At 71.0% G+C, this 26,246-nt stretch carries 24 protein-coding genes and 1 riboswitch; of the genes, 5 read left to right on the top strand and 19 right to left on the bottom strand.

Annotated features, from left to right (window positions below; genetic code table 11):
* Positions 1 to 12 precede the first annotated feature (12 nt).
* From ACN27F_RS22095 to ACN27F_RS22080, 4 genes are all read right to left on the bottom strand, one after another.
* The gene (locus ACN27F_RS22095) at positions 13 to 639 is read right to left on the bottom strand and encodes a GTP-binding protein (RefSeq protein WP_421436392.1); all 627 of its coding nucleotides are present in this window, start codon (positions 637 to 639) and stop codon (positions 13 to 15) included.
* Complete coding sequence (locus ACN27F_RS22090; protein ID WP_421436390.1) at positions 620 to 991, bottom strand: DUF742 domain-containing protein; 372 nt, start codon at positions 989 to 991, stop codon at positions 620 to 622. The genes ACN27F_RS22095 and ACN27F_RS22090 overlap by 20 nt, the downstream gene beginning before the upstream one ends.
* Positions 992 to 1,069: 78 nt before the next feature.
* Positions 1,070 to 1,480: a roadblock/LC7 domain-containing protein gene (locus tag ACN27F_RS22085; protein WP_421436389.1), complete on the bottom strand. Its 411-nt coding sequence runs from the start codon at positions 1,478 to 1,480 to the stop codon at positions 1,070 to 1,072.
* Positions 1,477 to 4,890, bottom strand: a complete 3,414-nt coding sequence (locus tag ACN27F_RS22080; protein WP_421436386.1) for a nitrate- and nitrite sensing domain-containing protein — start codon at positions 4,888 to 4,890, stop codon at positions 1,477 to 1,479. Before ACN27F_RS22080 ends, ACN27F_RS22085 begins: the two co-directional genes overlap by 4 nt.
* 465 nt (positions 4,891 to 5,355) lie before the next feature.
* On the opposite strand from ACN27F_RS22080, the gene ACN27F_RS22075 reads away from it, so the two are divergent.
* Positions 5,356 to 6,570 (top strand): ABC transporter substrate-binding protein, encoded by a 1,215-nt coding sequence (locus ACN27F_RS22075; protein WP_421436384.1) that lies wholly within the window; start codon positions 5,356 to 5,358, stop codon positions 6,568 to 6,570.
* Positions 6,571 to 6,708: 138 nt separating this feature from the next.
* Here the strand turns inward: ACN27F_RS22075 and ACN27F_RS22070 are convergent, their stop codons facing one another.
* Together ACN27F_RS22070 and ACN27F_RS22065 are read right to left on the bottom strand one after the other, a co-directional pair.
* Complete coding sequence (locus ACN27F_RS22070) at positions 6,709 to 7,515, bottom strand: ABC transporter permease (protein ID WP_421440384.1); 807 nt, start codon at positions 7,513 to 7,515, stop codon at positions 6,709 to 6,711.
* A gap of 155 nt (positions 7,516 to 7,670) precedes the next feature.
* Complete coding sequence (locus ACN27F_RS22065) at positions 7,671 to 8,705, bottom strand: ABC transporter substrate-binding protein (RefSeq protein WP_421436383.1); 1,035 nt, start codon at positions 8,703 to 8,705, stop codon at positions 7,671 to 7,673.
* Positions 8,706 to 9,053: 348 nt separating this feature from the next.
* Between ACN27F_RS22065 and ACN27F_RS22060 the strand changes: the two genes are divergently transcribed.
* The 3 genes from ACN27F_RS22060 (at position 9,054) to ACN27F_RS22050 (ending at position 12,496) form a co-directional block, all read left to right on the top strand.
* On the top strand, positions 9,054 to 9,839 hold the full coding sequence (locus ACN27F_RS22060; protein WP_421436381.1) for an ABC transporter ATP-binding protein: 786 nt from the start codon (positions 9,054 to 9,056) through the stop codon (positions 9,837 to 9,839).
* A gap of 1 nt (position 9,840) precedes the next feature.
* Entirely contained in the window at positions 9,841 to 10,782 is a 942-nt protein-coding gene (locus ACN27F_RS22055) for an LLM class F420-dependent oxidoreductase (protein ID WP_421436378.1), read from the top strand.
* Between the two features lie 121 nt (positions 10,783 to 10,903).
* A complete protein-coding gene (locus ACN27F_RS22050; RefSeq protein ID WP_421436375.1) occupies positions 10,904 to 12,496 on the top strand; it encodes a hypothetical protein in 1,593 nt (530 codons plus the stop codon).
* Here ACN27F_RS22050 and thiC read toward each other — a convergent pair.
* The 10 genes from thiC to ACN27F_RS22000 form a co-directional block, all read right to left on the bottom strand.
* A complete protein-coding gene (thiC, locus tag ACN27F_RS22045; protein ID WP_421436373.1) occupies positions 12,478 to 14,076 on the bottom strand; it encodes a phosphomethylpyrimidine synthase ThiC in 1,599 nt (532 codons plus the stop codon). The two genes, ACN27F_RS22050 and thiC, sit on opposite strands and share 19 nt — an antisense overlap.
* Positions 14,077 to 14,087: 11 nt before the next feature.
* The gene (gene thiD / locus ACN27F_RS22040; protein ID WP_421436371.1) at positions 14,088 to 14,954 is read right to left on the bottom strand and encodes a bifunctional hydroxymethylpyrimidine kinase/phosphomethylpyrimidine kinase; all 867 of its coding nucleotides are present in this window, start codon (positions 14,952 to 14,954) and stop codon (positions 14,088 to 14,090) included.
* Positions 14,954 to 15,544, bottom strand: a complete 591-nt coding sequence (locus tag ACN27F_RS22035) for a thiamine phosphate synthase (protein ID WP_421436369.1) — start codon at positions 15,542 to 15,544, stop codon at positions 14,954 to 14,956. Before ACN27F_RS22035 ends, thiD begins: the two co-directional genes overlap by 1 nt.
* Positions 15,541 to 16,314, bottom strand: a complete 774-nt coding sequence (locus tag ACN27F_RS22030; protein WP_421436367.1) for a thiazole synthase — start codon at positions 16,312 to 16,314, stop codon at positions 15,541 to 15,543. Before ACN27F_RS22030 ends, ACN27F_RS22035 begins: the two co-directional genes overlap by 4 nt.
* A gap of 6 nt (positions 16,315 to 16,320) precedes the next feature.
* Positions 16,321 to 16,521 carry a sulfur carrier protein ThiS gene (thiS, locus tag ACN27F_RS22025; protein WP_421436364.1) on the bottom strand — a complete coding sequence of 67 codons (201 nt, stop codon included), beginning with the start codon at positions 16,519 to 16,521 and terminating at the stop codon, positions 16,321 to 16,323.
* Positions 16,521 to 17,630 carry a glycine oxidase ThiO gene (thiO, locus tag ACN27F_RS22020; RefSeq protein WP_421436363.1) on the bottom strand — a complete coding sequence of 370 codons (1,110 nt, stop codon included), beginning with the start codon at positions 17,628 to 17,630 and terminating at the stop codon, positions 16,521 to 16,523. Before thiO ends, thiS begins: the two co-directional genes overlap by 1 nt.
* Positions 17,627 to 18,286 (bottom strand): thiamine phosphate synthase, encoded by a 660-nt coding sequence (locus ACN27F_RS22015; protein WP_421440383.1) that lies wholly within the window; start codon positions 18,284 to 18,286, stop codon positions 17,627 to 17,629. The genes thiO and ACN27F_RS22015 overlap by 4 nt, the downstream gene beginning before the upstream one ends.
* 12 nt (positions 18,287 to 18,298) lie before the next feature.
* Positions 18,299 to 18,410: riboswitch (TPP riboswitch) on the bottom strand.
* A 135-nt stretch (positions 18,411 to 18,545) separates the two neighbouring features.
* Complete coding sequence (locus tag ACN27F_RS22010) at positions 18,546 to 19,520, bottom strand: aldo/keto reductase (protein WP_421440382.1); 975 nt, start codon at positions 19,518 to 19,520, stop codon at positions 18,546 to 18,548.
* A gap of 61 nt (positions 19,521 to 19,581) precedes the next feature.
* Positions 19,582 to 21,258: an ABC-F family ATP-binding cassette domain-containing protein gene (locus ACN27F_RS22005; protein ID WP_421436361.1), complete on the bottom strand. Its 1,677-nt coding sequence runs from the start codon at positions 21,256 to 21,258 to the stop codon at positions 19,582 to 19,584.
* 52 nt (positions 21,259 to 21,310) lie between these two features.
* Complete coding sequence (locus ACN27F_RS22000; RefSeq protein ID WP_421436359.1) at positions 21,311 to 21,916, bottom strand: class I SAM-dependent methyltransferase; 606 nt, start codon at positions 21,914 to 21,916, stop codon at positions 21,311 to 21,313.
* Between the two features lie 769 nt (positions 21,917 to 22,685).
* Between ACN27F_RS22000 and ACN27F_RS21995 the strand changes: the two genes are divergently transcribed.
* Complete coding sequence (locus ACN27F_RS21995; RefSeq protein WP_421436358.1) at positions 22,686 to 23,645, top strand: hypothetical protein; 960 nt, start codon at positions 22,686 to 22,688, stop codon at positions 23,643 to 23,645.
* Here ACN27F_RS21995 and truA read toward each other — a convergent pair.
* The 3 genes from truA to ACN27F_RS21980 all read right to left on the bottom strand — a co-directional run bounded on the left by truA (position 23,611) and on the right by ACN27F_RS21980 (position 26,186).
* Complete coding sequence (truA, locus tag ACN27F_RS21990) at positions 23,611 to 24,444, bottom strand: tRNA pseudouridine(38-40) synthase TruA (RefSeq protein ID WP_421436355.1); 834 nt, start codon at positions 24,442 to 24,444, stop codon at positions 23,611 to 23,613. The genes ACN27F_RS21995 and truA overlap by 35 nt on opposite strands.
* A 118-nt stretch (positions 24,445 to 24,562) precedes the next feature.
* Complete coding sequence (gene rplQ, locus ACN27F_RS21985; protein WP_421436353.1) at positions 24,563 to 25,129, bottom strand: 50S ribosomal protein L17; 567 nt, start codon at positions 25,127 to 25,129, stop codon at positions 24,563 to 24,565.
* 34 nt (positions 25,130 to 25,163) lie between these two features.
* Positions 25,164 to 26,186: a DNA-directed RNA polymerase subunit alpha gene (locus ACN27F_RS21980; protein WP_421436352.1), complete on the bottom strand. Its 1,023-nt coding sequence runs from the start codon at positions 26,184 to 26,186 to the stop codon at positions 25,164 to 25,166.
* Positions 26,187 to 26,246 lie beyond the last annotated feature (60 nt).

Here is a 26,246-nt window from a genome sequence, read left to right as displayed (position 1 = left end):
GCCGCTACCGGGTCAGCCGACGGGTGTCGGCTGATAGCCACGACCGTGCTCGGCCCGCAGCGTCGCCATCGCGTGCTGGACCACGTTGACCAGCACGTTCTTGGTCGAGTCCCGACTACGGGCGTCACACATCACCAGCGGCACGTGCGGGGCGATGGCCAACGCCTCCCGTATTTCCTCGATCTCGTACCGGGGAGCACCGTCGAAGCAGTTGAGCGCCACGAGGTACGGCAGCTGCCGGTTCTCGAAGAAGTCCAGCGGCGCGAACGCGTCGGTGATCCGTCGGGTGTCGACCAGCACGGCCGCGCCGACGGCACCCCGGATGATCTCGTCCCACATGAACCAGAACCGTGTCTGCCCCGGCGTACCGAACAGGTACAGGATCAGATCGTCGGCCATCGTGATCCGGCCGAAGTCCATCGCCACGGTGGTGGTTTCCTTGCCCGGCACCTTCGACGGATCGTCGATGCCGACCCCGGCCGAGGTCATCAGCGCTTCTGTGGTCAGTGGTGTGATCTCGGAAACCGCCCCGACCAAGGTGGTCTTACCCACCCCGAACCCGCCCGCGATGACGATCTTCGCGGAGGTGATCCCCTTGTTCTGGCGTAGGCCAGTGCGATCAAAGCCTGCGAAGTCCACTTAGCACCCTCTCAAGAAGTTCCATCCGCTCCTCGTAGCCCTCTGTCTCGGTAGGAGCGGTGCTGTGCAAGGCCAGCAGGCCGTCGGCGACCATGTCAGCGACCAGAACTCGAGCAACACCCAACGGAAGCCGGGTATACGCGGCGATCTCCGCCAGTGACTGGGCGCGGTTGTCGCATATCGTCGCGATGCGATGCTTGTCATGGCCGGCGAACCGGGACTCGGTGACCGCCGCGGCGGAAGCCACCAGCACCGCCTCCAGCGCGATGTACTGTTGCGGCTCGGTGCGGCCACGGGTGACCGCGTAGGGCCGGACCAGCGCTCCGCGCGGGTCCTCTCGCGGTTGTCCCATTCAGCGGTCACCTCCTCGTGGATCGGTCGACACGTCACCGATGACGGTCTTTCATGGTCGCGGAACTTCGGCCTCGGCTCAGGGGTGGCCCACGGCCTCGCGCGGCAGCGGGACGAGCGCGGCGCCGACCCGCTCGACCAGCAACGCCATCTCGTAGCCGACCTGGCCGACGTCGCAGCTACGTGCTGCGAGCACCGCCATCGACGAGCCGTCGCTGATAGACATCAGGAACAGATAGCCGCTGTCCATCTCGATCACAGTCTGCAGTACACCGCCCGCGCTGAACATCCTGGATGCTCCGTCGGTCAGGCTCACCACGCCGGAGGTGATGGCCGCCAACTGGTCGGCGCGGTCGGCGGGCAGGTCACGCGAGGAGGCGAGCAGCAGTCCGTCTGCCGAGACGGCCACCACGTGGGCGATCCCGGCCACGCTGTCGGCGAAGTTGCTGAGCAGCCAACCCATGTCCTGAATAGCTGCTGGCCTGTTCATTCGCTGGTCTCCTTGGTTGAGGTGGCGCGATACTGCTCGTTGCCGGCAGTCCGGCCACGTTGTACGCCACGGTGGTATGCCGACAGCAGGCCGCGGACCTCGTCCGGGGTACGCCGGGACGGCCCGCGAGCGGGCTTGGTCTCCACTCCGCCCGGCACGAGCTGCGCCTGCGGGCGACGCTTGGGCAGGCCGGACCGGGTCGTACCGGCGGCAAGGGGCTCCGCCGCCTGGCTGGCCCGAGCCCAGCCGTCGTCGGCCGCGGTCTGCCAACTGTCGGCACCCGCCGCAGCGCGTACATGGGGATCGGCACCGGAGGTGCGTACATGCGGATCAGCACCGGAGGTGCGTGCATGCGGATCGGCACCGGAGGTGCGCTGGCGTTGATCGGCACCGGGGGTGCGCTGGTGTGGGATGGCGTCGGTCGGTGCGCCGCTGAAAGCGGCCTGAGTGGACGGCATGCCGCCGGTCGCTGCGGCGCCTGACTGTGGTGCGGCGTTCGGCTGCACCGGAGCAGAGTACGCCGCATGCGGCGGAGAAGACTGCCCCGGGTTCCTCGCCGGCAACGGGGGCCTGGTGGGCGTGGCCGCCGTCGCCGCGTTGTTGGCTGGCGCCGCCAAACTTCCCGGCTGGCCGGCCGCCGGCATCTGATAGACCTGAGTCTGCGCTCGGCCGTGCGAGCGGAACCAGACCGCCTCCATCTCCCGGAAGATCGGCATTTCGGCCGCGTCTTCCGGGCGCGCTCCACCGGCGCTGGCTCCGGCCACCGGGCCCTGCGGCAACTGTCCGGCGGCCGGGCGCACGACCGGCGCGAGCGGGTGTGTGGTGGCCGGGATGACCGGCTGGTCGGCGTAGGCCCGTAGCGTCGACGGACGAACCGTCGGATAGGCCACCGTCGGCGTACCGACGTTGACCCCGGGGTCAGCCGGAGCAGGCGGGTTCAGCGTCGGCGGCGACGGTCCGGCGACGGGGGTCGGCGCTGGGCCGGCGGTCGCCGGGGCGACCGGCGGTGCGGCGAAGCTCTGGGTGTTCGCCGGCGTGCCGTACCCCTGGTGGCCCTGCGCCGCGCCGAAGCCCGACCCGGCCGGTTGCGTGCCGTACCCCGGGGCCACCGGCGGCGCGCCGAAACTCGCACCGGACACCGGCACCGCGGAGGTGGGGCTCGCCGCCGGTACGCCGAAGCTCGCACCGGACACCGGTGCCGCCGCCGGCGGCTGGTTGGCGGTCACGGGGAACGCGGCCGTATTGGCTCCGGCAACCGAATTCCATTGTGCTGACCGCGCGTTCTGCCACTGGTCGGTCAGGGTGGCCGTCCGTCCAGGGCTGACGGCGGCCGGCGGCCCGGAGATCGGCGACCAGCCGCCCGAGGTCGGTGCCGCCGAGATCGGCTCGGCCGGCAGGGCGGGCCGGCCACGACTCATCACCGGCTCGCGGGTGCGCTGGGGCAGCACCAGGATGCTGTTCGGGAGAGTGACCTGGGCGACCGTTCCGCCATCGATGTTGCGGCGTAGCTCCACCCGGATGCCGTACCGCCCGGCCAGCCGGCTGACCACCGCGAGGCCCATCAACCGGAACGCCGACACGTCCATCGTTGACGGCTCGGCCAGCCTGCGGTTCAGGTTGTCCAGCTGCTCCTCGGACAGTCCGAGGCCACGGTCTTCGACCTGGATGAGGACGTAGTCCCGCAGTCGTCGGGCGTCGGCCACCACGGTGGTCGTGGGCGGCGAGAAGCGGGTCGCGTTGTCGAGCAACTCAGCGACCAGGCGGACCACGTCGTTGACCGCGTGTGCGGAGATCAGGATATCGGTGTCGACCGTGCCGAACTCGATCCGGTTGTAGAGCTCGACCTCGGACTGCGCGGCCCGTAGCGCATCGACCAGCAGGGCGTCCTCACGGCGCGGTGCGGTGGAGTCGGCGCCGGCGAGGACCAGCAGGTTCTCGTCGTTACGGCGCATTCGGGTGGCCAGGTGGTCCAACTGGAAGAGCTGGGCCAGTCGCTTGGGGTCCTCCTCGCCACGCTCGATCGCGTCAAGTTCACCGATCATCTTGTCAACGAGCGTCTGGCTCCGGCGGGCCAGGGACAGGAACATGGCGGAGACGCTGGCGCGAAGCGCCGCCTGCTCGGCCGCGATCCGGACAGCTTCCCGGTGGACCACGTTGAATGCCTGGCCGACCTGACCGACCTCATCCCGGTTGGGCAGGCGGATGGGGTCACGCAGGCTCCGGACGATTTCCTCGGGCCCCCGGTCGTTGAGGTCGTTGACGTCCCGGAGCTTGGCCACCGCCGCCGGCAGGTCGCGGTGGGCCACCGACATGGCGCCTTCCCGCAGCCGGCGCAGCGAGCTGTTCAGCGACCGGGCCAGCACGACGGCCAGCACGATCGCCAGCACCAACGCGATCAGGACCAGGATGGACTCGATGATGGCCTGCCGGGTGACGTTCGTGCTGACCTCGGTGGCCCGGTTCAACAGGCGTTCCTCGAGCTGCAGCTCCGCCCACCGCATCAGGTCGTTGACGGCCCCGATGGCGCGGGCGGCTTCCTGGGCGGTCAACTGCGAGCGCTGGCCAACCGACCGGGTGATCTCGGTAGCGACCCGGTCGGCGAGGAAGACCGCGTCTCCGGTGACGCTGGTGTCGACCAGGTCCTGCTCCCAGGCGGAAGCGGTCAGCGAGAACGACAGCAGGGCCTCCTGCTGACTGGTCAACGTGGCCAGGTAGGACGAAAACTGTTCCTCGTCGAGCCGGCCGGTGGACAGCGCCGCGAAGACGACCGCTTCCTCCTCGGCGGTCGCGGCCTTCGCCCGAGCGAAGGCCGAGACGGCACGGAGGCTGTCCGGCACCTCGCCCTCACCGGAGACCTGACCGAGCAGCTCACCGTAGGACACCAGGTCGGACAGGATGACGCCGTAGCGCACCACGGCCTCCGGTACCGGCATCTGCTGACGGTCGAGGACCTCCTGCCGGGTGGCGTTGAGGGTGTCCAGATGGTCGTCGATCGCGCCGAGTTGTCGGTCGACCGCTGCCGGAATCCGCCCGAGGATGCTGCGTTCAGCGGTGTACTCCGCGATCCGCTCATCGGTACGGCGGACCCGGATGTTGTACGCCTCCGCGTCGGCCTCGGACGAGGCGAGGTACGCCAGAGCCGCCATCCGTTCCTTGTGAATTTCCTGGGCCAGGGCCGAGACGTCGACGGACACGGCGGCGAGCGACCGCAATGTCCGTGCCTCCAGCGCGCCCTGACCGACGTCAACCAGTCGGACCGTGGCCAGCGCAGCCACCGCCGCCAGCGGCACCACCAGGATGAGTGCCAGCTTGGACCTGATTCGCGCGTCCCTCAGCCGCGGTACCCATCGCAGCGGCGCGCGGCGCTTCCGCGGGCCGTTATCGGGCAGGGTCGTCGGTCCGGTCCTCACGACATCGCCTCCGTCGCTATCTCCACACGCGGACTGCCGACCGGTGCCTGCTGCAGCGGTGAGCGCCGCATGCGGCACGGCCGCGATTTCACCAGAAGTAGACCCGCTTGGGAAGCCTCACGGCGGCAGGAATCGGTCGGACGACCTGGAATCACCCGAGAGCTACCGGACAGTATCTTCATCACACCGCCCTGATCAGGACCGATGGAACTTCCACCGTCACATGTATCGGAAAAGTTAACGCTCGCAACTGGTCCTCGTTGCCAACATGTGGGACACCCGTCCCGAACGTCGCCCGGCCGGCGCGCTTGACCAGAACGCCCGCCGTTGGCAAGGTTTCCCAAGCTTTGCAGGTTCCGCGCACACCGTACGGCATGCCGCCGGTAACACTTCTATTGAGGACGCCATGATCCTGGCGCTGCCGGCGGGCGGGGTGCGTGCCTGCCGCGTACCTGGAGGACTGACTTGAGGCCCACCCGTTCCGCCGTAATCACGGTGCTCACATCCACATTGCTGGCCTCCTCGCTGACCGGCTGCGACCTGGTCAGCGACACAGCCGCAGGGGGCGAAATCGTTATCGCCGCCGACCTTGAGCTCTCCGGCGCGGCCGCGGCCGTCGGCAAGGGTTACCAGCGGGCCCTCGAACTCAAGGTTGAACAAATCAACGAATCGGGTTTGCTGGGTGACCGTACGATCAGGCTCGACGTGCGGGACAACCGCTCGGACCCGAGCGAGTCCCTGCGTAACATCGGGGACTTCACCGCGGACCCGCAGGTCACCGCGATTGTCATGGGCAGTTGCAGCGACTGTGCGGTCGGTGCCGCCCGGACCATCAACGACAAGCGGGTGCCGACCATCTCGCTCGCTCCGGCGACCGCGGTCGCCACCCCGGTCGCCGAACGGCGGTACCTGTTCAAGCTCGGGCCCAACGCCGCGGACAGCGCGGCGGCCGTCGCGAATGAACTACGCCGGCGCGAGATCGAGCGGGCCAGCCTGCTGCACACCGACGACGAATACGGTCTGGACGGTCTCCGCGTCATGACCGCCGAGCTGGACAAGCTCGGCATCGAGCTGGTCGACAGCAAGCGGATCCGGACCACCGACACCGACGTCAGCCAGGCCATCGCCACCCTGGCCGATCCCGAAGTCGACCCGTTCACCGGTTCGGCGGAAGACGAGGATCCTGGCGCGCTGCTGGTCTGGACCTCGGCCGAGCAGGCCGCGCTGGCCACCGACAGCGCGGCGCAGGTCGGCTACCCGGGCCCGCTGTACCTCGACGCCGCCGCCGCCGGTGATCTGTTCCTGACCGGAGGATCAGCCGACCGTGCGGAGGTCAACCTGGTTTTCACCCAGACGATGGTCATCGACGACGTGATCGCCACGACACCGGCGAAGGCCGCCCGCAAGCAGTGGTTCCGCGACTACACGGCCCGGTTCGGTAGCTACTACGGCTTCTCCTCGTTCGCCGCAGACGCGGTCCAGCTGATCGCCGAGGCCGTCGCCGCGGCCACCGGCCCGAACGGTGTCAGCCGCGAGAGCGTCCGGGACATCCTCGAAACGACCCAGCTCGACGGGCTGTCGGGTCCGATCCGGATGACGCCGGACAACCACTCCGGGCTGATGCCGCAGGCGCTGACCATGCTCGTCGCCCGGGGTGGACGCTGGCGGCTCGCCAGCTGACGCCCCGCGCGACCGTCGCACCCGAGGTGGCCGGTACGCGTCCGGTTCGGACGCGTACCGGCCACCTCGTTCTGGGAATCCACACTTCAGTGGGCTGGCGCAGTGGGCCGGCGGGCGAAGGGGCCCGACGAGAGGGGCTCAGCGGGCCGAGGTCGTCTCCCGGACCCACGGCAGGAACAGCCGCTCGATGAGCACCAGACTGAAGTAGAGCACGATACTCATCGCGGCGATCAACACGATCGCCGCCCACGCGGCGGCGGTGTCGCCCATCCCACTGGTCTGCACGATCATGAACCCGAGGCCCTGCTCCTCAGCGGCCTGGAACTCACCGATCACCGCGCCGATCGTCGCCAGCGGCATGGCGACCTTCAGACCGACGAAGATCTGCGGCAACGCGGCCGGCAACCGAACCTTGCGGAACGCCTGCCAGCGGGACGCGTCCAGCGATCGCACCAGCTCCGCCAGATCGGCCGGAGTGGAGGTCAGCCCGGTCGCCGTGGACAGCACGATCGGGAAGAAGCAGAGCAGGAAGACCATGGTGAGGATCGGCTTCTGGCCCCAGCCCAGCGTGACCACCAGCAGGGGCGCGAGCGCGATCTTCGGTACGGCGTTGAGCGCCACCAGTAACGGGGAGAACATCCGCTCGACCAGCTGTGAGCTGGCCAACGCCAGTCCGATCAGCACACCGGCGACCGTGGACAGAGCGAACCCCACCACGGTCGAGGTGGTGGTCACCAGGGTGTGCTCCAGCAGCCGCTCGGCACGCAGTTCGAACGCCGCGTACACGTCCTGCGGGGGTGGCAGCACCACAGGGTGCACGAGATTGAGCACGCTGGTCGACAGCCACCAGACGGTGACCACGACCACGATTCCGAGCAGTGGCAGCAGCACGGCCCCGGCACGGGAGCCGGCGAGGCCACGCACCGTGGGACCGAAACCGCGCATCGGCGGCGCCTGTGCCGGCTTGAGTACGGTCATCTTCGCTCCTCAGCTTGCCTGCCGGCATCCGGCCCGGACGCCGGTAACCAGACGCCGGACGACGGTACGGGTGGGCCGCTGTCCGGGCAAGGCCCGGGAGCGCGCCCACCCGTACCGGCCGATCAGGACTCGGCGTTCGGCGCCAGGTCGAAATTGACGACCTGCTCGGGCTCCAGCCCCGGCGGGATGGCACCGGCGCCCTGCAGGATCGCGATGCTGCGGGCGATCCGCTGGCTGTCCAGTGCCCCGACCGGGACACCGGAGCTGGTCGACTTGACGAACGCGGCCATCAGCTCCAACTCGGCGGCGGCGGCAGCCGGGTTGGACTCCTCCACGTTCTTGGCCAGGATCTCGCCGGACTCCTCGGGGTTCGTGATGCTGTACTCCAGGCCCTTGAGCAGGGCGGCACTGAAACGCTTCACCATCTCCGGGTCCTCCTCGGCGATCTTCGTCGAGGTGATCAGCACGTTGCCGTACAGGTCGGTCATGATGTCGCTGTACGGCAGCACCACGGCCTTCTTGCCCTGCGCGACGGTCTCCACAGTGGGCTTGCCGACCACGAACTGGCCGATGCCGTCCACCGATCCCGAGGCCAGGGTGCCCATCAGGGTCTGCGGCGCACCGTTGACCCACTCCACCTTGCTCTCGTCGATGCCGGCCAGCGACGCGTACGTCGGGAACAGGTTGCGCACCACCGAACCGGGAGCGTCAGCGAGCTTCTTGCCCTCCAGGTCCTTCGGAGTGCTGATGCCGTTGCCGTCCAGCGCGATGATCGCGGCCATTGTCCGCTGCTGGATACCCGCCACCACCACGAAGTCCTTGGCCTCGCCGTTGCCGAACTGCAGCAGGCCACCGGTGAGGTCGATCGGGGTGAAGTCCGCCTGCCCGGCGACGACGTTCTTGATGTTGTCGCCGGTACCACCGCCGGGCTTGATCTCCACGTCGAACCCGGCCTCTTCGAAGAAGCCCTTGTCCTTGGCGACCCAGGCATACGAATCCCGGCCGAAGTTTCCAAAGGACGTGAGGTACGTCACCTTCTTCAATGCCTCGGTACCGCTGGCGGCGGTGTCCTCGGCATCGTCCGAGCTACAGCCGGCAGTGACCACGAGCGCAGCCGCGAGCGTCGTGACCGCGAGCGTACGGGTGAACCTTCTCATGAACGTTGTGTCCTTTCCAACCGGAGGTCGCCCGGTAAACCCGCAGGTCACCGAGCAAACCGGTGGGGGTAGTTGGTCCGGCGCGGCGGTCAGCCCTTGGGGGCGGGCCGGCCACCGCGGTCGCGTTGGGAAACATCGCGGGCAACAGAGTACGAGGGAAACCTCACCAATGCGACAGCCGGGCAACCGACACATCGGATCCGAAACAAAAGTGTTTACCCCGCGGGTGATGCGTGGCAGGCACGATCCGGATACTCTGTCCCGGCTGTTGACCGGCTCAGGACAAGGCGAGCGGGGCACACGGTGCCCCCGGCACTCAAGATCACCAGGGCGAGGAGCACCGATCGCATGATCCAGCTCAGCGGAGTCGGGCGGACCTTCACCGGTCGATCGGGCACTGTGGAAGCGCTGCGCGGCATCGATCTGGCGGTGGCCGAAGGCGAGTTCGTCGCCGTGGTCGGGCGCTCCGGCTGCGGCAAGTCCACCCTACTGCGACTGGTCGCCGGCTTGCTGCCGACGACCGCCGGCACGGTCACCGTCGGCGGTGAACGAGTCGTCAAGGCACGTCGGGACATCGCCCTGCTCTTCCAGCGTCCGGCGCTGCTGCCATGGCGCTCGGTACTGGACAACGTACTGCTGCCAGTGGAGATCTTCGGCTGGCGGCGCGGGCGGCACCGGGCCAAGGCCCTGGAGCTGCTGGAACTGGTCGGCCTGGGCGGATTCGAGAAGCGACTGCCCCATGAGCTCTCCGGCGGTATGCAACAGCGGGTTTCGCTGTGCCGCTCGTTGATCGCCGAGCCCCGGGTGATGCTCATGGACGAGCCGTTCTCCGCGCTCGACGCGCTGACCCGCGAGGAACTGTCCGTAGAGCTGCAGCGGATCCACATGGAGCGGTCCGCGACCATCGTCTTCGTCACCCACTCGATCGACGAGGCGGTGCTGCTCGCCGACCGGGTCGTGGTTCTGAGCCCACGGCCAGGTCGCATCCGCAAGATCGTTGACATCGGCATTCCCCGCCCGCGCAGCCTCGGCCGCAACGCGCACACCGAGGACGTCGCCCGGTGCAGCGCCGAACTGCACGAAGTGCTGATGGAGCGGGACCTACCGGCGGCGGCCGGAATCGGAGGGAAGTGACATGCGGGTAAGCGTGTTCACCGAACCGCACCGCGGAGCCAGCTACGAAGACCAACTCAAGTTCGCCCGGATAGCCGAGGACGCCGGCTACGAGGGCTACCTACGAGCCGACCACTACCAGTCGATGAGCGAGCAGGTGACCCTGCCCGGACCGTCCGACGCCTGGCTGACGCTGGCCGCGTTGGCCCGCGAGACGTCACGGATCCGGCTCGGCACGCTGGTCACGTCGGCGACGTTCCGGCTACCCGGGCCGCTGGCCCTGATGGTGGCGCAGGTCGATCAGATGAGCGGCGGCCGGGTCGATCTCGGCATCGGCGCCGGGTGGTACGAGCGGGAGCACGCCTCGTACGGTTTGCCGTTTCCGCCGGTCAGCGAACGCTTCGACCGGCTCGCCGAGCAACTCGAGGTGATCACGGGGCTGTGGCGGACCCCGGCCGGTCAACGGTTCACCCACCGGGGCGCCTACTACGACCTGGTCGACGCCCCGGCACTGCCGAAGCCGGCACAGCCGTCCGGCCCGCCGATCATCATCGGCGGACGCGGTCCGAAACGGACTCCGGAGCTGGCCGCCGAGTTCGCCGACGAGTTCAACATGCCGTTCAAGTCCGTCGCCGAGACCGCGATGGCGTACGAGCGGGTGGCCGAGGCCTGCCAGCGGGTCGGACGGGACGAGCAGGACCGGGCACCGCTCACCCTGTCCGCCGGCATCGTGATCGCGATCGGGCGCACCGACGCCGAGGCCCAGCACCGGGCGGCGCCACTGCATGAGAAGAGCGCGCTGCCCCCGGAGGATCCGGTGGTCGGTTCGCCGGCGCAGTTGGTCGACCGGATCGGCGAGTTCGCCGCCGTCGGCACCAGCCGGGTCCACCTGCGCTTCATCGACCTCGGCGACCTGGACCACCTGGAGCTGGTGGCGGCCGAGGTGCTGCCGCAGCTCGGCTGAACCAACCACTACGGCGCTGCCGCCGCGCCGCCGCGGCGGCGGCGCCCGCCAGGTCCGGAAGTGCCACCAGGCCACACGTGCACCGGTCGACAGCGCAACCGGGCGGCCGTAACCTCCCGGCATGGCCTTCCGGACCTGGCTCACAGCACTATCCACCGCGTTCGGCGCGGCGGCCTTCGCGGGCGCGGTGCAGCTGGGCATCGGCTACGGGTTCGGCATCGTACGACTGGACCAGACCTTCGTCGGTCCGACCGCCGGGTTCTGGCCGGCGCAACTGGCCTGGATCGCCTGGTTCGCGATCGTCGCCACGGTGGCCGGTGCCACGGTTGCCGAAGCCGTCGCCACCCGTGTCGCCCAGCGTGGGCATTGCGAGCCGGCCGGCCGTGACATGTTGCGGTGGACAACGTTCTCGCTGGTCGCGGCGGCCGGTGCGGCGCTCGCGGTGGCCGGGTTGACCGTACTGCCGGCCGCCTCGGCGAACGGTCCGACCGACCCCGGTGCGGTGGTCGTGGCCGCTTCGCTGGCCGGCACCGCCGTCGGCGCGTTGGCCGGTGTCGCGGCGTTGATCCATCCGGTGATCCGGTGGAGCGCCACCGCCTTCACCGTGGCCCTCTGGCTGCTGGCCGCCGGGTCGGTGCTGCCCGTCCTGCCCGACGTCAGCCCCGCCGCCGACCTGCGGCCCGGTGTGCTCGATCCGGCCGGCCTCGGCTCGGCCGGCACCGGGCCGCGCACTCTTATCCTGCTTCCGGTGCTGGCGCTGCTGCTCGGAGCCACGGTCAGCGGCATGGCCCGCTGGCTGGTGCGACCGACGCTGCCCGGGTCGATGGCCGGTATGGCCGGACCGGCGGTACTCAGCACCGCATACCTGGTCGCCGGTGCCGGCGGGCCGGACGCGGACTACCTGAGCGAGCCGTACTGGGCGGCTCTGCTCGCGGTCGCCGCAGGTGCCGCCGGCTCGATCGGTGCAACCGCCGTCCGCTGGCCGGCTGTTCCCCGGCGGCGGCCAGCCGCCCCCGCTCCCGCCCCCGCGCTCCTGGCGGCCGCACCGCAGGCGAGCCGGCAACCGGCGGCCGGCGGACCGACCGGCGGACCGACCCGCGGCCAGCCACAGGGCGAGCAACCAGCAGATGAGCAACCAGCGGTCCGACAACCCGCCGCAGCTGAGCAACCCACCGCGCAGTCGCCCGAAACTGAGGACCACGTCGCAGACCGGCCGCCGGAGGGTGGGCGGCCGGGAGCCGCGCGGCCGGAGCAGCAGCATCCCGGCAACGCCCCACCGCCCACCCCGGTGTCGGTCCTACCTCGCGCCGAGCCGACACCGGTGGCCGCCGCCCCCGCGCCGGTGCCGGTCACCACCGTCGACCGTCCGGCTCCGCAGCCGATCACCACGCCACCGAGCACACCGGCCGCGCCTGCGCCACCGAGCACGCCGGCCGCGCCCTCGGCACCCGACGAGTCCGCGGCTGCCCGCAGGGACGAGTCGACTACCAGCGGCAAGGCGACGCCGGCGGCGAACCTGCCCCGGCAGCGCCGGGCACGTGGTAGTCGATCCTCCGAGGCGGCGCCAGCCCCACCGCCACGGCCGGAGCCGCCGCACCGGACCGAGCCGCCACTGACCGACGAGGACAAGGCCCACGTCGACTGGATCAGCGAGCTCGGCCGTCCTGGCCAGCGGTCCGGCCGGCAACCGGGCGATCAGGCGAGCGGCAGGTAGACCTTTCCACCGGCAGCGACAAATTCGTCCGACTTGTCCTGCATGCCCTTAGCGGCATATTCTTTGAGATCCTGCGTAATCTTCATGGAGCAGAACTTCGGCCCGCACATCGAGCAGAAGTGGGCTGTCTTCGCCGGTTGCGCCGGCAGCGTCGCGTCGTGGTACGACCGGGCCGTCTCCGGGTCAAGCGCCAGGTTGAACTGGTCCTCCCAACGGAACTCGAAGCGGGCCTTGGACAGCGCGTCGTCCCAGGCCTGCGCCCCGGGATGCCCCTTGGCCAGGTCGGCGGCATGTGCCGCGATCTTGTAGGCGATCACCCCGGCCTTCACATCGTCACGATCCGGCAGGCCCAGGTGCTCCTTCGGGGTGACGTAACAGAGCATCGCCGTGCCGAACATGCCGATCATCGCCGCCCCGATCGCCGAGGTGATGTGGTCGTACGCCGGCGCGATGTCGGTGGCCAGCGGGCCGAGGGTGTAGAACGGCGCCTGGTGGCACAGTTCCTGCTGCAGGTCGACGTTCTCCTTGATCTTGTGCATCGGCACGTGCCCGGGACCTTCGATCATCACCTGGACGTCGTGTTCCCAGGCCACCGACGTCAACTCGCCCAGCGTCCGCAACTCGGCGAACTGTGCCGCGTCGTTGGCGTCCGCGATCGACCCGGGCCGCAGCCCGTCACCGAGCGAGAAGGTGACGTCGTAGTGGGCCAGGATTTCGCACAGTTCGGTGAAATTGGTGTAGAGAAAGTTTTCCTGATGGTGCGCCAGGCACCAGGCCGCCATGATCGACCCGCCTCGGGACACGATCCCGGTCACCCGGTCCACCGCCAACGGCACGTACGGCAGCAGCACCCCGGCGTGCACCGTCATGTAGTCCACGCCCTGCTCGGCCTGCTCGATCACGGTCTCCCGGAACACGTCCCAGCTCAGCTTCACCGGATCGCCGCCGACCTTTTCCAGCGCCTGGTAGATCGGCACGGTGCCGATCGGCACCGGCGAGTTGCGGATGATCGCCTCGCGGGTCTCGTGGATCCGCTTGCCGGTGGACAGGTCCATCACCGTGTCCGCACCCCACCGGGTCGCCCAGGTGAGCTTCTCCACCTCCTCGGCGACCGACGACGTCACCGCCGAGGTGCCGATGTTGGCGTTGACCTTCACCAAGAACCGACTTCCGATAATCATCGGCTCGGACTCCGGGTGATTGACGTTGGCCGGCAGCACCGCCCGCCCGGCGGCGACCTCCCTGCGTACCAGCTCGGCCGGGAGCCCTTCGCGGACCGCGACGAACTCCATTTCCGGGGTGACCGTCCCGGCGCGGGCGTACGCGAGCTGGGTGGGCCGATGCCCGGCGGCACCGGCCAGTGGGGTACCGGCACCCCGGCTCGGCGCCACATCGCCACGGTCGGCGATCCACCGGCCACGCAACGGCGCGAGCCCGGCTTCGGGGTCAGCGCCCGGGCCGGCGGTGTCGTACAGCCGCACCGGTGGATTGTTCCCGGTCAGCGTCACCTCGGCGAACGGCACCTGGATGTCCGGTCGCGGTCCTTCGACGTACACCCTGCGACGAGCCTGGCTCGACATGGATTTCCTCCTCAGCTAGTTGTCGACTGCGCGGACCATCCGAAGTGGTCGACCGGGCCGTGACCGCCCCCCAGCCGCCAGTGACGCGCCCCAACCAGGGCCCGCGCGATGTAGTCCTTGGCGAACAGCAACGCGGCCGGTACGTCGTCACCGAGCGCCAGCCGGGCGACGATCGCCGCCGAGAAGCTGCACCCGGTGCCGTGCGTGTTGCTGGTGGCCAACCGCTGGCCCGGCAGCGTCCAGGTGCCGTCGGCGGTGCCCACGACGTCGACCGCCACGCCACCGGTCGGGTCCACGTCACCGGTCGGGTCGCTGGTCGAGTCGTCCGCCGGGTCGCCGCCGGTGACCACCACGTAGCGTGGGCCGGCGGCGACGAGCTCGACGGCGGCCCTGGCCATCTCGGCGGTGCTACGCACCGGCCGGCCGAGCAGCGCGGCGGCCTCCGCCCGGTTCGGGGTCGCCACCAGGGCATACGGCAGCAACCGCTCGACCGCACCGACCACCCCGAGCCGATGTCCGCTGGTGGAGACCAGTACCGGATCGACGACCAGGTTGGGCAGCCTGCCCGCGCGGGCCAACGCCGCGACCGCGCCGGCCACCCGGGCCGTGCCGAGCATGCCGGTCTTCACCGCCCGCACGGTCAGGTCGGACCGGACCGCGTCGATCTGGGCAGCCACCTGCCGTGCCGGCACCTGGTGCACACCGGTGACACCACAGGTGTTCTGCGCCGTCACCGCGGTGATCGCGCAGGTGCCGAACACTCCGAGCGCGGCGAAGACCTTCAGGTCCGCCTGGATGCCCGCCCCGCCGCCGGAGTCGGACCCGGCGATCGTCATCGCCACCACCGGGGTCGCGGGCATCCCCGTCGTCCAGTCCATCAGGCGACCGCCTCCGCCGACAGCGCGCCGGCCAGTCGGCCCACGAAGCCGGCCGGGTCGACGGCCCGCATCAGCGCGCCCATCACCGCGACCCCGGCGGCACCGGCGGCCCGACAGGCGGCCGCCTGCTCGCCGCTGGTCACCCCGGCGAGCGCGAACACCGGCACCGGTGCCAGCCGGGCCAGCCGGGCCAGGCCGGCCAGCCCGAGCGGTGGGCCGTAGCCCGGCTTGGACGCGGTGGGGAACACCGGCGAGACGGTCACGTAGTTCTCCACGGTCAACCGACCCAGCTCGGTCTCGTCGTGACAGGAGCGCCCGACCAGGCCGAACCGGGGCGGCGGGTACGGACCAGCGGCGCGCAGGTGCACCGCGTCACCCTCCAGCGGGTCCGGGCCGGCGGCGATCAGCAGGCCACCGGCCGGGGCGAGGATGGTGCGCAACCGCTCGGCGAGCGCCACCCGTTCGGCGCGCGGCAGGTCCCGTTCCCGCAGCACCACCATCCGGGCACCGCCGTCGACCGCACCCCGGATCACCTCGGGCAGCGACCGGGTCGCCCGGCGCCGGTCGGTGAGCACGAGTACGCCGTTCACAGCTGTGGCCGCCCGTCGTCGGGAGTGGAGGCGAGCGCGTGGTAGCGCTTCGGAATCCGCCCCGCGCCGGCGGCCAGCCGGCCTGCTTCGATCGCACGCCGCATCGCCGTGGCCATCGCCACCGGGTCGGCGGCCCGGGTGACCGCGCTGGCCAGCAGCACCGCGTCGCAGCCGAGCTCCATGGCCAGCGTGGCGTCGGACGCGGTGCCGATCCCGGCGTCGAGGATCACCGGTACGTCGACGCACTGGCGGATCAGCCGGATGTGGTGTGGGTTGCCGATGCCCAGCCCGGAGCCGATCGGCGCGCCGGCCGGCATCACCGCGGCGCAGCCCGCGTCGGCGAGCCGGCGGGCCAGCACCGGATCGTCGGTGGTGTACGGCAGCACGGTGAACCCGTCGTCGACCAGCTGCTCGGCGGCCCGCAGCAGCTCCACCCCGTCCGGCAGCAGGGTCCGCTCGTCACCGATGACCTCCAGCTTGACCCAGTCGGTGTCGAACGCCTCCCGGGCCAGGTGCGCGACCTTGACCGCCTCGGTCGCGGTGTAGCAGCCGGCGGTGTTCGGCAGCAGCCGCACCCCACAGCGGTCCAGCAGGTCGAGCAGGCCGCCGTGCATGGTGGCGGCGCTGTCCACCCGGCGCAGCGCCACGGTCACCAGCCCGGTGCCGCTGGCTTGGATGGCCTGTTCGAGAACGCGCAGGTTGGCGGCACCACCGGTGCCGAGGATCAGCCGGGAATCGAAGCTGCGCCCGGCCACGGTGAACGGTGTCATCCGGGCTCACCCGCCCTGCGCCGCGATGAGCACCTCGACCCGGTCGCCGTCGCGCAGCCCGGCCTCGGCCCAGCCGCTGCGCGGCACCACCTCGCCGTTGACGGCGACGGCCACCCCCCGGTTGGCGTCGGTGACGTCGCGGACGACGTCGGCGAGTCGCACACCGGCCGGCACCATCGTCGGCACGCCGTTGACCATGACTTCCATCAGCGGTCCTCCCCTGCTGGTCGGCCGACCGGCACGGCGAAGCGCTGCGGGCTGAACGGCGCGAGCACCGGGTCGGCGGTCGCACCGGCGGCCAGATCGGCGATCAGGTCGGCGGTCGCCGGCGCCAGCACGATCCCGTGCCGGTGATGCCCGGTCGCCACCAGCACCGGCTGCCCACCCGCCGGCTGATGCCAGCCGAGCAGCGGCGCGTTGTCCGGGGTGCCGGGCCGGGCGCTGGCCTGCGCCTGCACCAGCTCGTACTCGACGGTCTCCGGCACCAGGTCGGCGGCGGCACGCAGCAGTTCCAGCACCGCGCCGGCGGTGACGGTGGTGTCGCCGCGTTCCTCGATGGTGGCGCCGACGACCACCTCACCGTCGGCGCGGGGCACCAGGTAGACGTGGCGGCTGTCGGCGTACCCCCGGATCACGTGCCGGAACCCGACGGCGCCCGCGCCGCCCGCGCGCAGCCGCAGGATCTGCCCCTTCACCGGGCGCACCGGCAGCCCGGTGAGCGCGGCCGAGCCGCGGCCAGCGGCCACCACCACCTGCCGGGCGTCGACCGTGGACAGATCGGTGACCTGGTGCGGGACCATGCTGACGCCGGCCCGGTCCAGGGCGGTGCGCAGGGCCGCGACCAGCCGTCGCGGGTCGACCTGGTGATCGTCGGGCATGAACGCCCCACCGCGCACGCGTGGGGACAGCGCCGGTTCGCGGTCCCGCAGCCTGGTCGGGCGCAGCACGCTGATCGGCAGGTCAAGACCCTGCTGGTACGTCCACAGCCGCTGCGCCTCGCGCAGGTCGTCGCCGGTGAGCGCGACCACCAGGGTGCCGTCGGTGCGGTAGCCGATTTCGTGCCCGGTGACCGCGGTCAGTTCGGCGGCGAACGCCGGCCAGCGCTCGGCCGAGTCCACCAGCAGCCGGGTCAGCTCGACCTCGCCGAAGTAGGCTTCGGCGACCGGGGAGAGCATGCCGGCGGCCACCGAGGACGCGCCGGATCCGGGTGCCGGGTCGTGCAGCGCGGTCCGCAGCCCGCGCTGGGCGCAGCGCCACGCGATACTCATGCCGATCGGCCCGCCGCCGATCACCGCGACGTCCACCTGCGACGTCATGCCGCCACCCCGGTCCCGCCACTTTCGCCGGCCGGCCGGCGCAGCGCCGTGAGCAGGTCGGTGGTCGCCCGACGCGGGTCAGCGGCGGTGGCGATCGCGCCGACCACGGCGACGCCGTGCGCACCGGCGGCCAACAGTTCGGGCACCCGGCCGACGGTCACCCCACCGATCGCCACCACCGGTACGCCGACCGCGCCGGCCACCGCGGCCACTCCGGTCGGCCCGATCGGGTCGGGCAGCCCGGTCTTGGTGCTGGTGGCGTAGCACGGCCCGACCCCGAGGTAGGTCGCGCCGGCGGCGACCGCGTACCGGCCGGCAGGCGCGGTGCGGGCGGTCGCACCGAGGACCGGTGCCGGGCCGAGCACCCGCCGGGCCGCGTCGACCGGCAGGTCGAGGGCGCCGACGTGGGCGCCGGCCGCACCGGTCGCCAGGGCGATGTGCAGTCGGTCGTTGACCAGGCAGGTCACCCCGTACCCGGCGCATTCGGCCACGACGTGTGCGGTCAGTTCGTACGCGTCGCGGTCGGTCATCCCGTCCTCGACGCGGACCTGTACGACGAGGTCGGCGGTGGCCCCGGCGGCCTGGGCGGCGGCGAGCGCGGCACGCAGGACGCCGAGCGGGTCGCGCCCGGCCCGGGTGTCGGTGATCAGATGCAGTCGGCCGAGGGACGGCACGGCAACACTCCTCCCTGCGCCGGCATTACCCGGATCAGGTTCGACGGTCGGAGGCCGCGTCAGCCTCCCTCTCAGCCCGGTGCACCGGGCTCCCGTGGGTTACTTGCCTGTTACGGTACGACGGACCGGCCGGTCAGCCAAGGGCCAATCCGCGACAACCTTCGGCCCGCGCGTCAGTGCCCGCTGTAGGCGGTGACCAGGCTCACCGCCGTCACCAGGCCACGGTCAACCAGCGGTCGGCTCAGAAGCCGGCGGACCCGGTGCGAGCCGGCAGGATCGACTGCAGCTCGGCGAGATCGTCGGCACCGGGTTGCCACCGGCCGGCGGCGGCGTTGGCCCGTACCTGGTCGGCGGTGGTCGCACCGGCGATCACCGAGGCGACCGCCGGTTGTGCGGCCAGCCCGCCGATCGCCACGTCGAGCAGGGACAGGTCGCGCTTGCCGGCGTACTCCCGCAACGCCTCGATCGTGTCCCACGGGGCACCGGCGAGCCGGGCCTCGTAGCGACTGCCCTCGCTGGCGAGGCGGCTGCCCGCTGGCGGCTGCTCCGATCGGCGGTACTTGCCGGTCAGCAGCCCGTCGGCGAGTGGGAAGTACGGCAACAGTCCCAGGCCGAATCGCTGGCAGGCCGGCACGACCTCGACCTCGACCCGTCGGTCCAGCAGGTTGTACTCGTTCTGCGCGCTGACGAACGGGGTCAGTCCGCGGTCCCGGGCGGTCCACGCGGCGTCGGCGATCCGCCAGCCGGCGAAGTTCGAGCAGCCGACGTAGCGCACCTTGCCGGCGCGTACCAGATCGTCCAGGGCTTGCAGGGTCTCCGCGACAGGCGTGCCGGGGTCCGGCTCGTGGAGCTGGTAGAGGTCGATGTGATCGGTGCCGAGCCGGCGCAGCGACGCCTCGACGGCCCGCATCACGTACCGCCGGGCGCCGCGCGCCCCGTGATCGGCACCGTTCATCCCGGACATGTCCATGCCGAACTTGGTGGCCAGCACGACATCGTCGCGGCGGCCCCGCAGCGCGGCCCCGAGTTGCTCCTCAGAACCGCCGTGCGGGGTGCCGTAGATATCGGCGGTGTCGAACAGAGTGATGCCCGCGTCGATCGCCGCGTCCACCACCGCCCTGGTTCCGGCGAGGTCCAGTTTGCGCCCGAAGTTGTTGCATCCGACGCCGACCACGGAGACCACCAGGCCGGAGTCACCCAGCCGGCGGTGGATCATCTCTGCCACGGTGATCACTCTATGACCGCCGCCGCGCGACGACGACCACGATCGCGGCGGGTCAGCCGACGTCCCAGACCGGCTCGGGCACCTCCACCACGTCGCCGTCACCACCAAACAACACAAACCGGTCGAACGATCGGGTGAACCAGCGGTCGTGGGTGACCGCGATCACCGTACCCTCGAACGCCCGCAGCCCCTCCTCCAGCGCCTCTGCCGACGCCAAATCCAGGTTGTCGGTCGGCTCGTCGAGCAGCAACAGGGTGGCTCCGGACAGTTCCAGCAGCAGCACCAGGAACCGGGCCTGCTGGCCACCGGAGAGGGTGCCGAACCGCTGGTCGCCCTGCCCGGCCAGGTCGTAGCGGGACAGCACGGCCATCGCCGCGTGCCGGTCCATGCCGTTGCGATGGTCGTCGCCGCGCCACAGCACCTCGGCCAAAGTCTGGTCGAGCAGTTCGGGCCGGTCGTGGGTCTGCGAGAAGTGTCCCGGCCGGACCCGGGCACCGAGCCGGGCGACGCCGTCGTGCGCCACCGGGGTCAGCGCCGCCGCACCGGCGATCGGCCCGGCCGCCGGGTCCGGGTCGGAGCCGCCCCGGGCCAGCAGCCGCAGGAAGTGCGACTTGCCGGTGCCGTTCGCGCCGAGCACCGCGACCCGGTCGCCGTACCAGATCTCCAGGTCGAACGGGTACGTCAGACCGTCGAGCTCCAGCTGCTCGCAAATCACCGCCCGCTTGCCGGTACGGCCGCCGGACAGCCGCATCCGCAACGACTGGTCCTTCGGCGGCAGCGGTGGCGGACCGGCCTCCTCGAACTTGCGCAGCCGGGTCTGCGCCGCCTGGTAGCGCGAGGCCATCCCGTCGTTGTACGCGGCCTTCTGCTTGTACATCAGCACCAGGTCGCGCAGCTTCTGGTGTTCCTCGTCCCAGCGGCGCCGCTGCTCCTCCAGCCGGGCATGCCGGGCCAGCCGGGCCTCGTGCCAGCTGGCGAACCCGCCCGGATGCACCCAGGCCGAGCCACCTTCCACGGCGACCACCCGGTCGGCGGTCTGCGCCAGCAGCTCCCGGTCGTGCGAGACGTACAGCACCGACTTCTTCGACTCGCGCAGCCGCTGCTCCAGCCAGCGCTTGCCAGGTACATCGAGAAAGTTGTCCGGCTCGTCGAGCAGCAGCACCTCGTCGCTGCCACGCAGCAGCAACTCCAGCGCGAAACGCTTCTGCTGACCGCCGGAGAGCGTCCGGACCGGGCGGTCGCGGACCTGTTCCCACGACTGGTCGAGCACGATCGTGGCAACCGTGTCGAACACCACCTCGGCCTCGTAGCCACCGGCCTCGCCCCAGGCGGTCAGCGCGTTGGCGTACCCGAGCTGGGTCTTCTCGCTGCTGGCGGTGCTCGCGGCCGGCGTCGTGGCGTGCAGAGCGCGTTCGGCGGTGGCCAGCCGTTCACCGGCGGCCCGCAGCGTCGGCGGCGCGAGCGACAGGGCCAGGTCTGCGAGCGTACGGTCGTCGCCGATCATGCCGATGAACTGCCGCATCACGCCGAGCCCACCGGACCGGGCGATCGACCCCTCGGTCACCGGCAGGTCGCCGGCGACCATCCGCAGCAGGGTGGTCTTGCCGGCACCGTTCGGTCCGACCATGGCCATCTTGGCGCCCTCGCCGACCCGGAACGACACGTCGGCGAAGAGCTGCCGGCCGTCCGGCAGTACGTGCCCGGCACCCGCTACGTCCACGTAACCCATGCCGGCATGGTGCCCGATCCGGTGGCCGATGGCAGCTCAGATTTTCCGTGGCTCAGCGGGTGACCCGCAACACCCGGTAGCCCTGCTGGCTGGCGTGCCGGGCGACCTGCCAACCCTGGTCGACCAGCCAGCGCTGCACCGAGTCGCCGCCGAGGTACCGGGCGACGACCAGCCAGCCGACCCCATCGGATGCCAGCCGTGGCAGCCAACGGGCCAGCAGGGCGTGCAACTCGGCCTTGCCGACCCGGATCGGCGGGTTGGACCACAACTGGGTGAAGCGGACCGCCTCCGGAACGTCGTCCGGGGCACGGACGCATACCCGGTCGGCTACGCCGAGCCGGGCGGCGTTGAGCGCGGTGAGTTCCCGGGCGCGGGCGTTCACGTCCACCGCGTACACGCTGGCCGCCGGCGCCTGGTCGGCCAGCACACAGGTGATCGGGCCGTAGCCGCAGCCCAGGTCGAGGAACGGGCCGGGATCGGCGGATGCCGGCAGCTGCGCCTTGCGCAACAGTACGGCGGTCCCCGGGTCGAGGCGTCCGGCGGAGAAGACACCGGCCGCCGTCGTCAACGTGTAATCGCGACCGGCCGCACTGAACTCGATCGGCGAGCGCAGGTCGGCGGTGCCAGGTTGCGGGCTGAAGTAGTGGTCGCCGGTCACCCCGGCATTGTCGCCCAGCCGGCGGCGGCACTGCCCGGCGGCAGGAGCCGCCCCGATGCCACGCCGAGATACATTCGGATATGTCCGTTGTTCTTTTGGTGTAGTCCCCGGTAGCGGCTAAACCCCCGGATCGTCAGTTACCCTGTGCGACATGACGTACGGGTACGAATCCGGCACCGGCAACTGGCCGGACCAGCCGGACGAGTCCCGGAACCCGTCAGCCGACCGTTCCCGTCGCACTGGCGGCCCGCCACGACCGCACCAGCCTGGGCGGCACACCCGGCGTGACGCCGAACCGCCGCTGGACTCCGGACGCGGGCCTGGCCCGACGCCAGCCGCCGGTCGGACTCCGCCGGCACCCTCGGGCCGAGCGCTCGGCCCGGCACCCGACCCGGTCACCGGTCCGGTCACCGGTGCGGCCGTCCGCCCGGCGTCCGGACCCCGGCCACGCCCTGGGCCCCGGCCTTATCCGCCGCCCGCGACGCCGTCAGGTCGGCAGCCGGCGCCGGCGCCGGTGTCTCGGCCACGACCAAACCCTCAGCCACGACCGGCCCCGCCCCGGACCGCGCCAGCCGACCACGCGCACTACCGTCCGCCACCAGCCACCACCGCTGGCCCGACCGCCGCTTCGTCGACCGGCCGGCGTGCTCATCCACCGGTGCAGCAGCCGGTCCGGCCGTCGGCCGGGTCGGAGACGCGCGTTCGCGGATCTGCCCGGCCGGCTGGCACCGGTGGGCCCACAGCCAGTACATCCGCAACGGGTGAGTTCGTGCCGTTTCCTGACCCGCCGGCCACTGCACGGCAGCGGGCGCGGTCGTCGACCGGCCGCCGGCGCCCGGCGGGCCGTACCCCGGCGATCCGGCCGACGACCGAGGACCGGAGCGCCCGCATCGCCCTGCCCGCCGCCGGTCGAATCGGGACCGACCGGATCGGCACCGGCCACCAGGTGTCCACCGTCTGGTCTTCGCCCAAGCTGTGGCAGGTGGTGATCAGCAGCGCAGCCGTTCTGCTGCTCCTCGGTGTGTGCGGGTTGTCGTCGTTCTTCATCGTGGCGGACGAACGCAGCGGACGTGTCGATGCCGGCCTGGCCGCCCCCGATGCACCGACCGCCGTGCCACGTGACATCAGCTCCCGGACCGTCGACCCGGACCCGCTGACCGTGGCCGAAGTCTTCCCGACCGGCGACATCGTGATCGATCCGGCGGAACCGCCGTACAAGCTGCTGAAGACCCAGGTCGAGGAGCGCTGCCGGGCAGCCGCGGCCGGCGAGATCGGCATCCTGCTCGACGAACTCGGCTGCAGCCAGGTCGTTCGCGGCACGCTGCGCTCCCCTACCGGCAAATACCTGATCACCACCGGCGTGTTCAATCTGGCGGAGGCGTCCGGCGCCGAGTGGGCGCACGCCCGGATCAAGCCCCTGGTCGACGAGGAGAAGGGACGTTTCCAAGGAATGATCGCCGACGAGGGGACCGAGGCGATCGCCCTCGCGTCGGCCCAGGTCGGCTGGCACTCGCTGGGTCACTTCCTGATGTACTGCGTGATCGCTCAGACCGACGGCGAGCCGATCGCCGACGACGACCCGTACGCCCGACAGATCCTGTTCGACATGCTGCAGTTGCATCTGCAGGTCAACGTGCTGGAAAAGCGGACGGTACAGCCGGCGGCAGCGCTCAAGGCACAGCCGGCGGCCACGGTCAGGGCACAGCCGGCAGCCTCAACCGGCGGGTGACCAGCGCGCGGGTGGCGTACTCGTGGGGATCGGCGGGATAGCCGACCTCGACGAGGGTGAGCCCGTGCGGCGGGGCGACGGTGACCTCACCCGAGCGCTCCCGCCGCGTCAGCAGGCTCGCCGGCCAGTCGGCGGGCCGACGCCCGTCGCCGGCGAACAGCATCGCCCCGACCAGGCTACGAACCATCGCCTGGCAGAACGCGTCCGCCTGGACGGTGCCGATCAGCACGCCGTCGCTGTCGCGCTGCCAGTCGAGTCGGGTGATGTGCCGGATCGTCGTCGCGTGCTCCTTGCGCCGGCAGTAGGCGGCGAAGTCGTGTTCCCCGACGAACTGCGCGGCGGCGGTACTGAGCGCGGCCAGATCCAACGGGCGCGGCCAGGCCAGCGTGTCGTGCCTGCGCAACGGGTCGGCGCCGTACGGCGCGTCGGTGACCCGGTAGGCGTACCGGCGGTAGGTCGCGGAAAAGCGGGCGTCGAACTCGCCCGGCACTTCGATGACGGCCCGGACCCGTACGTCCCGGGGCAGGGTGCCGGCGAGCCGGCGCAGCAGCGTGCCAGCCCGGTCGGACCAGACCGCCTCCGGTACGTCCACATGGCAGACCTGGCCGGTGGCGTGCACGCCGGCATCGGTGCGCCCGGCCACGGTCAGGCCGGTGGCGGTGGCCGGGCCGAAGGCACGGTCCAGCGCCTCGGTCAACACGCCGGCCACCGTCCGCCGCTGCGGCTGTACCGCCCAGCCGGAGAACTCGGTGCCGTCGTAGGCCACCTCGAGCCGGATCCGAATCTTCACCTGCTCCACCTGATCCTCCCACTGCCGATCCGGGATTCCCCCCGCACACGGCAGGACCCGGCGCTTGTCGGCAAGCGCCGGGTCCGGTAGAGCTGCCGCTGATCGGATCTTGTCGCGGTCGCCCTGATCAGGCCTTGTCGCGGTCGGCCTGACCGGCGTCGGTCTGGTCGTCGTCAGCCGTCTCGGAGCCGGCCGGCTCCGTGTCGCCCGCAGCCGCCGTCGGGGTCTCGGCGTCAGTGGGCGACTGCGGAGCCTCGTCGGTCCCGGCAAGCGCCTCGACCTTGTCCTGCTGCGCGGCCTTACGCGCCGCCTTGGCTGGTGCCGGGGTGGCCACCACCAGCTCCTCGACCAGTTCGATGACCGCCATGGGGGCGTTGTCCCCCTTGCGCGGGCCGGTCTTGACGATCCGGGTGTAGCCGCCCGGACGGTTGGCGTACCTCGGCGCGATCTGGTCGAACAGCTCGAAGACCACGTCTTTGTCCCGCACGACGGACAACACCCGACGACGCGCGTGCAGGTCGCCCCGCTTGGCCTTGGTGATCAGCTGCTCCGCCAGGGGACGCAGCCGCTTCGCCTTGGTCTCGGTGGTCTTGATCTTGCCGTGCCGGAACAGCGAGGTGGCCAGGTTCGCCAGCATCATCCGCTCGTGCGCGGGGCTGCCGCCGAGGCGGGGGCCCTTGGTGGGCGTGGGCATGGTTGGTGCTCCTCAGTGGTGGCGGCAGCCGCCGTTACAGCTGCTCGGTCTCGCGGTAGTCGTCGGTGTCGTAGTCGGCTTCGCCGAAGGCGTCCACGACGTGTGCCGGGTCGAAGTTGGGCGCCGAGTCCTTCAGCCCCAACCCCATCCCGGCCAGCTTCATCTTGACCTCGTCGATCGACTTCTGACCGAAATTCCTTATATCGAGGAGGTCCGCTTCGGTCCGCCCGATCAGCTCGCCGACGCTGTTGATGCCCTCGCGCTTGAGGCAGTTGTACGACCGTACGGTCAGGTCCAGCTCCTCGATCGGCAGTGCCAGATCGGCGGCGAGCTGGGCGTCCTGCGGCGACGGCCCGATGTCGATGCCCTCGGCGGTCTCGTCGAGCTCGCGGGCCAGGCCGAAGAGCTCCACCAGGGTGGAACCGGCCGAGGCCAGCGCGGTACGTGGCCCGATCGACGCCTTGGTCTCCACGTCGATGATCAGCCGGTCGAAGTCGGTCCGCTGCTCCACCCGGGTCGCCTCGACCCGATAGGTGACCTTGAGTACCGGCGAGTAGATCGAGTCGACCGGGATCCGGCCGATTTCGGCGCCGGCCTGCTTGTTCTGGGCCGCGGTGACGTAACCGCGGCCCCGCTCGACGGTCAGCTCCATGTCGAGACGGCCCTTGCCGTTGAGGGTCGCCAGCTTGAGGTCGGGGTTGTGCACCGACACCCCGGCCGGTGGCTGGATGTCGCCGGCGGTGACGTCACCGGGACCCTGCTTGCGCAGGTACATGCTGACCGGCTCGTCGTGCTCGGAGCTGACGCACAGCTCCTTGACGTTCATGACGAGCTCGACCACGTCCTCCTTGACCCCGGGGATCGTGGTGAACTCGTGCAGCACGCCGTCGATCTTGATGCTGGTGACCGCGGCCCCCGGGATGGAGCTGAGCAGGGTACGCCGCAGCGAGTTGCCGAGCGTGTAGCCGAAACCCGGCTCCAACGGCTCGATGGTGAACAGGGACCTCGTGTCGCTGATCGACTCCTCGGACAGAGTCGGCCGCTGGCTGATGAGCACGTACTTCTCCTTGGGTCGGGGCGCCCGCTATATGACGCCCGTCGGTGGTGCACCCGTCGG

This window comes from Solwaraspora sp. WMMB335 (assembly GCF_049179075.1).
GTDB lineage: Bacteria > Actinomycetota > Actinomycetes > Mycobacteriales > Micromonosporaceae > Micromonospora_E.
The sequence above is the reverse complement of the archived record's forward strand: the minus strand, read 5'-3'. Positions and strand labels throughout refer to the sequence as shown.

Coding starts and splice junctions, on each gene's coding strand:
- ACN27F_RS22010 (WP_421440382.1), bottom strand. CDS start 19,520: ATGATCCACCGCCGGCTGGGTGACTCCGGCCTGGTGGTCTCCGTGGTC.
- ACN27F_RS22070 (WP_421440384.1), bottom strand. CDS start 7,515: ATGCGCGGTTTCGGTCCCACGGTGCGTGGCCTCGCCGGCTCCCGTGCC.
- thiO (WP_421436363.1), bottom strand. CDS start 17,630: ATGACGTCGCAGGTGGACGTCGCGGTGATCGGCGGCGGGCCGATCGGC.
- rplQ (WP_421436353.1), bottom strand. CDS start 25,129: ATGCCCACGCCCACCAAGGGCCCCCGCCTCGGCGGCAGCCCCGCGCAC.
- ACN27F_RS22055 (WP_421436378.1), top strand. CDS start 9,841: ATGCGGGTAAGCGTGTTCACCGAACCGCACCGCGGAGCCAGCTACGAA.
- ACN27F_RS22005 (WP_421436361.1), bottom strand. CDS start 21,258: ATGGGTTACGTGGACGTAGCGGGTGCCGGGCACGTACTGCCGGACGGC.
- ACN27F_RS22060 (WP_421436381.1), top strand. CDS start 9,054: ATGATCCAGCTCAGCGGAGTCGGGCGGACCTTCACCGGTCGATCGGGC.
- ACN27F_RS22065 (WP_421436383.1), bottom strand. CDS start 8,705: ATGAGAAGGTTCACCCGTACGCTCGCGGTCACGACGCTCGCGGCTGCG.
- ACN27F_RS22085 (WP_421436389.1), bottom strand. CDS start 1,480: ATGAACAGGCCAGCAGCTATTCAGGACATGGGTTGGCTGCTCAGCAAC.
- ACN27F_RS22050 (WP_421436375.1), top strand. CDS start 10,904: ATGGCCTTCCGGACCTGGCTCACAGCACTATCCACCGCGTTCGGCGCG.
- ACN27F_RS22030 (WP_421436367.1), bottom strand. CDS start 16,314: ATGACACCGTTCACCGTGGCCGGGCGCAGCTTCGATTCCCGGCTGATC.
- thiC (WP_421436373.1), bottom strand. CDS start 14,076: ATGTCGAGCCAGGCTCGTCGCAGGGTGTACGTCGAAGGACCGCGACCG.
- ACN27F_RS22090 (WP_421436390.1), bottom strand. CDS start 991: ATGGGACAACCGCGAGAGGACCCGCGCGGAGCGCTGGTCCGGCCCTAC.
- thiS (WP_421436364.1), bottom strand. CDS start 16,521: ATGGAAGTCATGGTCAACGGCGTGCCGACGATGGTGCCGGCCGGTGTG.
- thiD (WP_421436371.1), bottom strand. CDS start 14,954: ATGGACTGGACGACGGGGATGCCCGCGACCCCGGTGGTGGCGATGACG.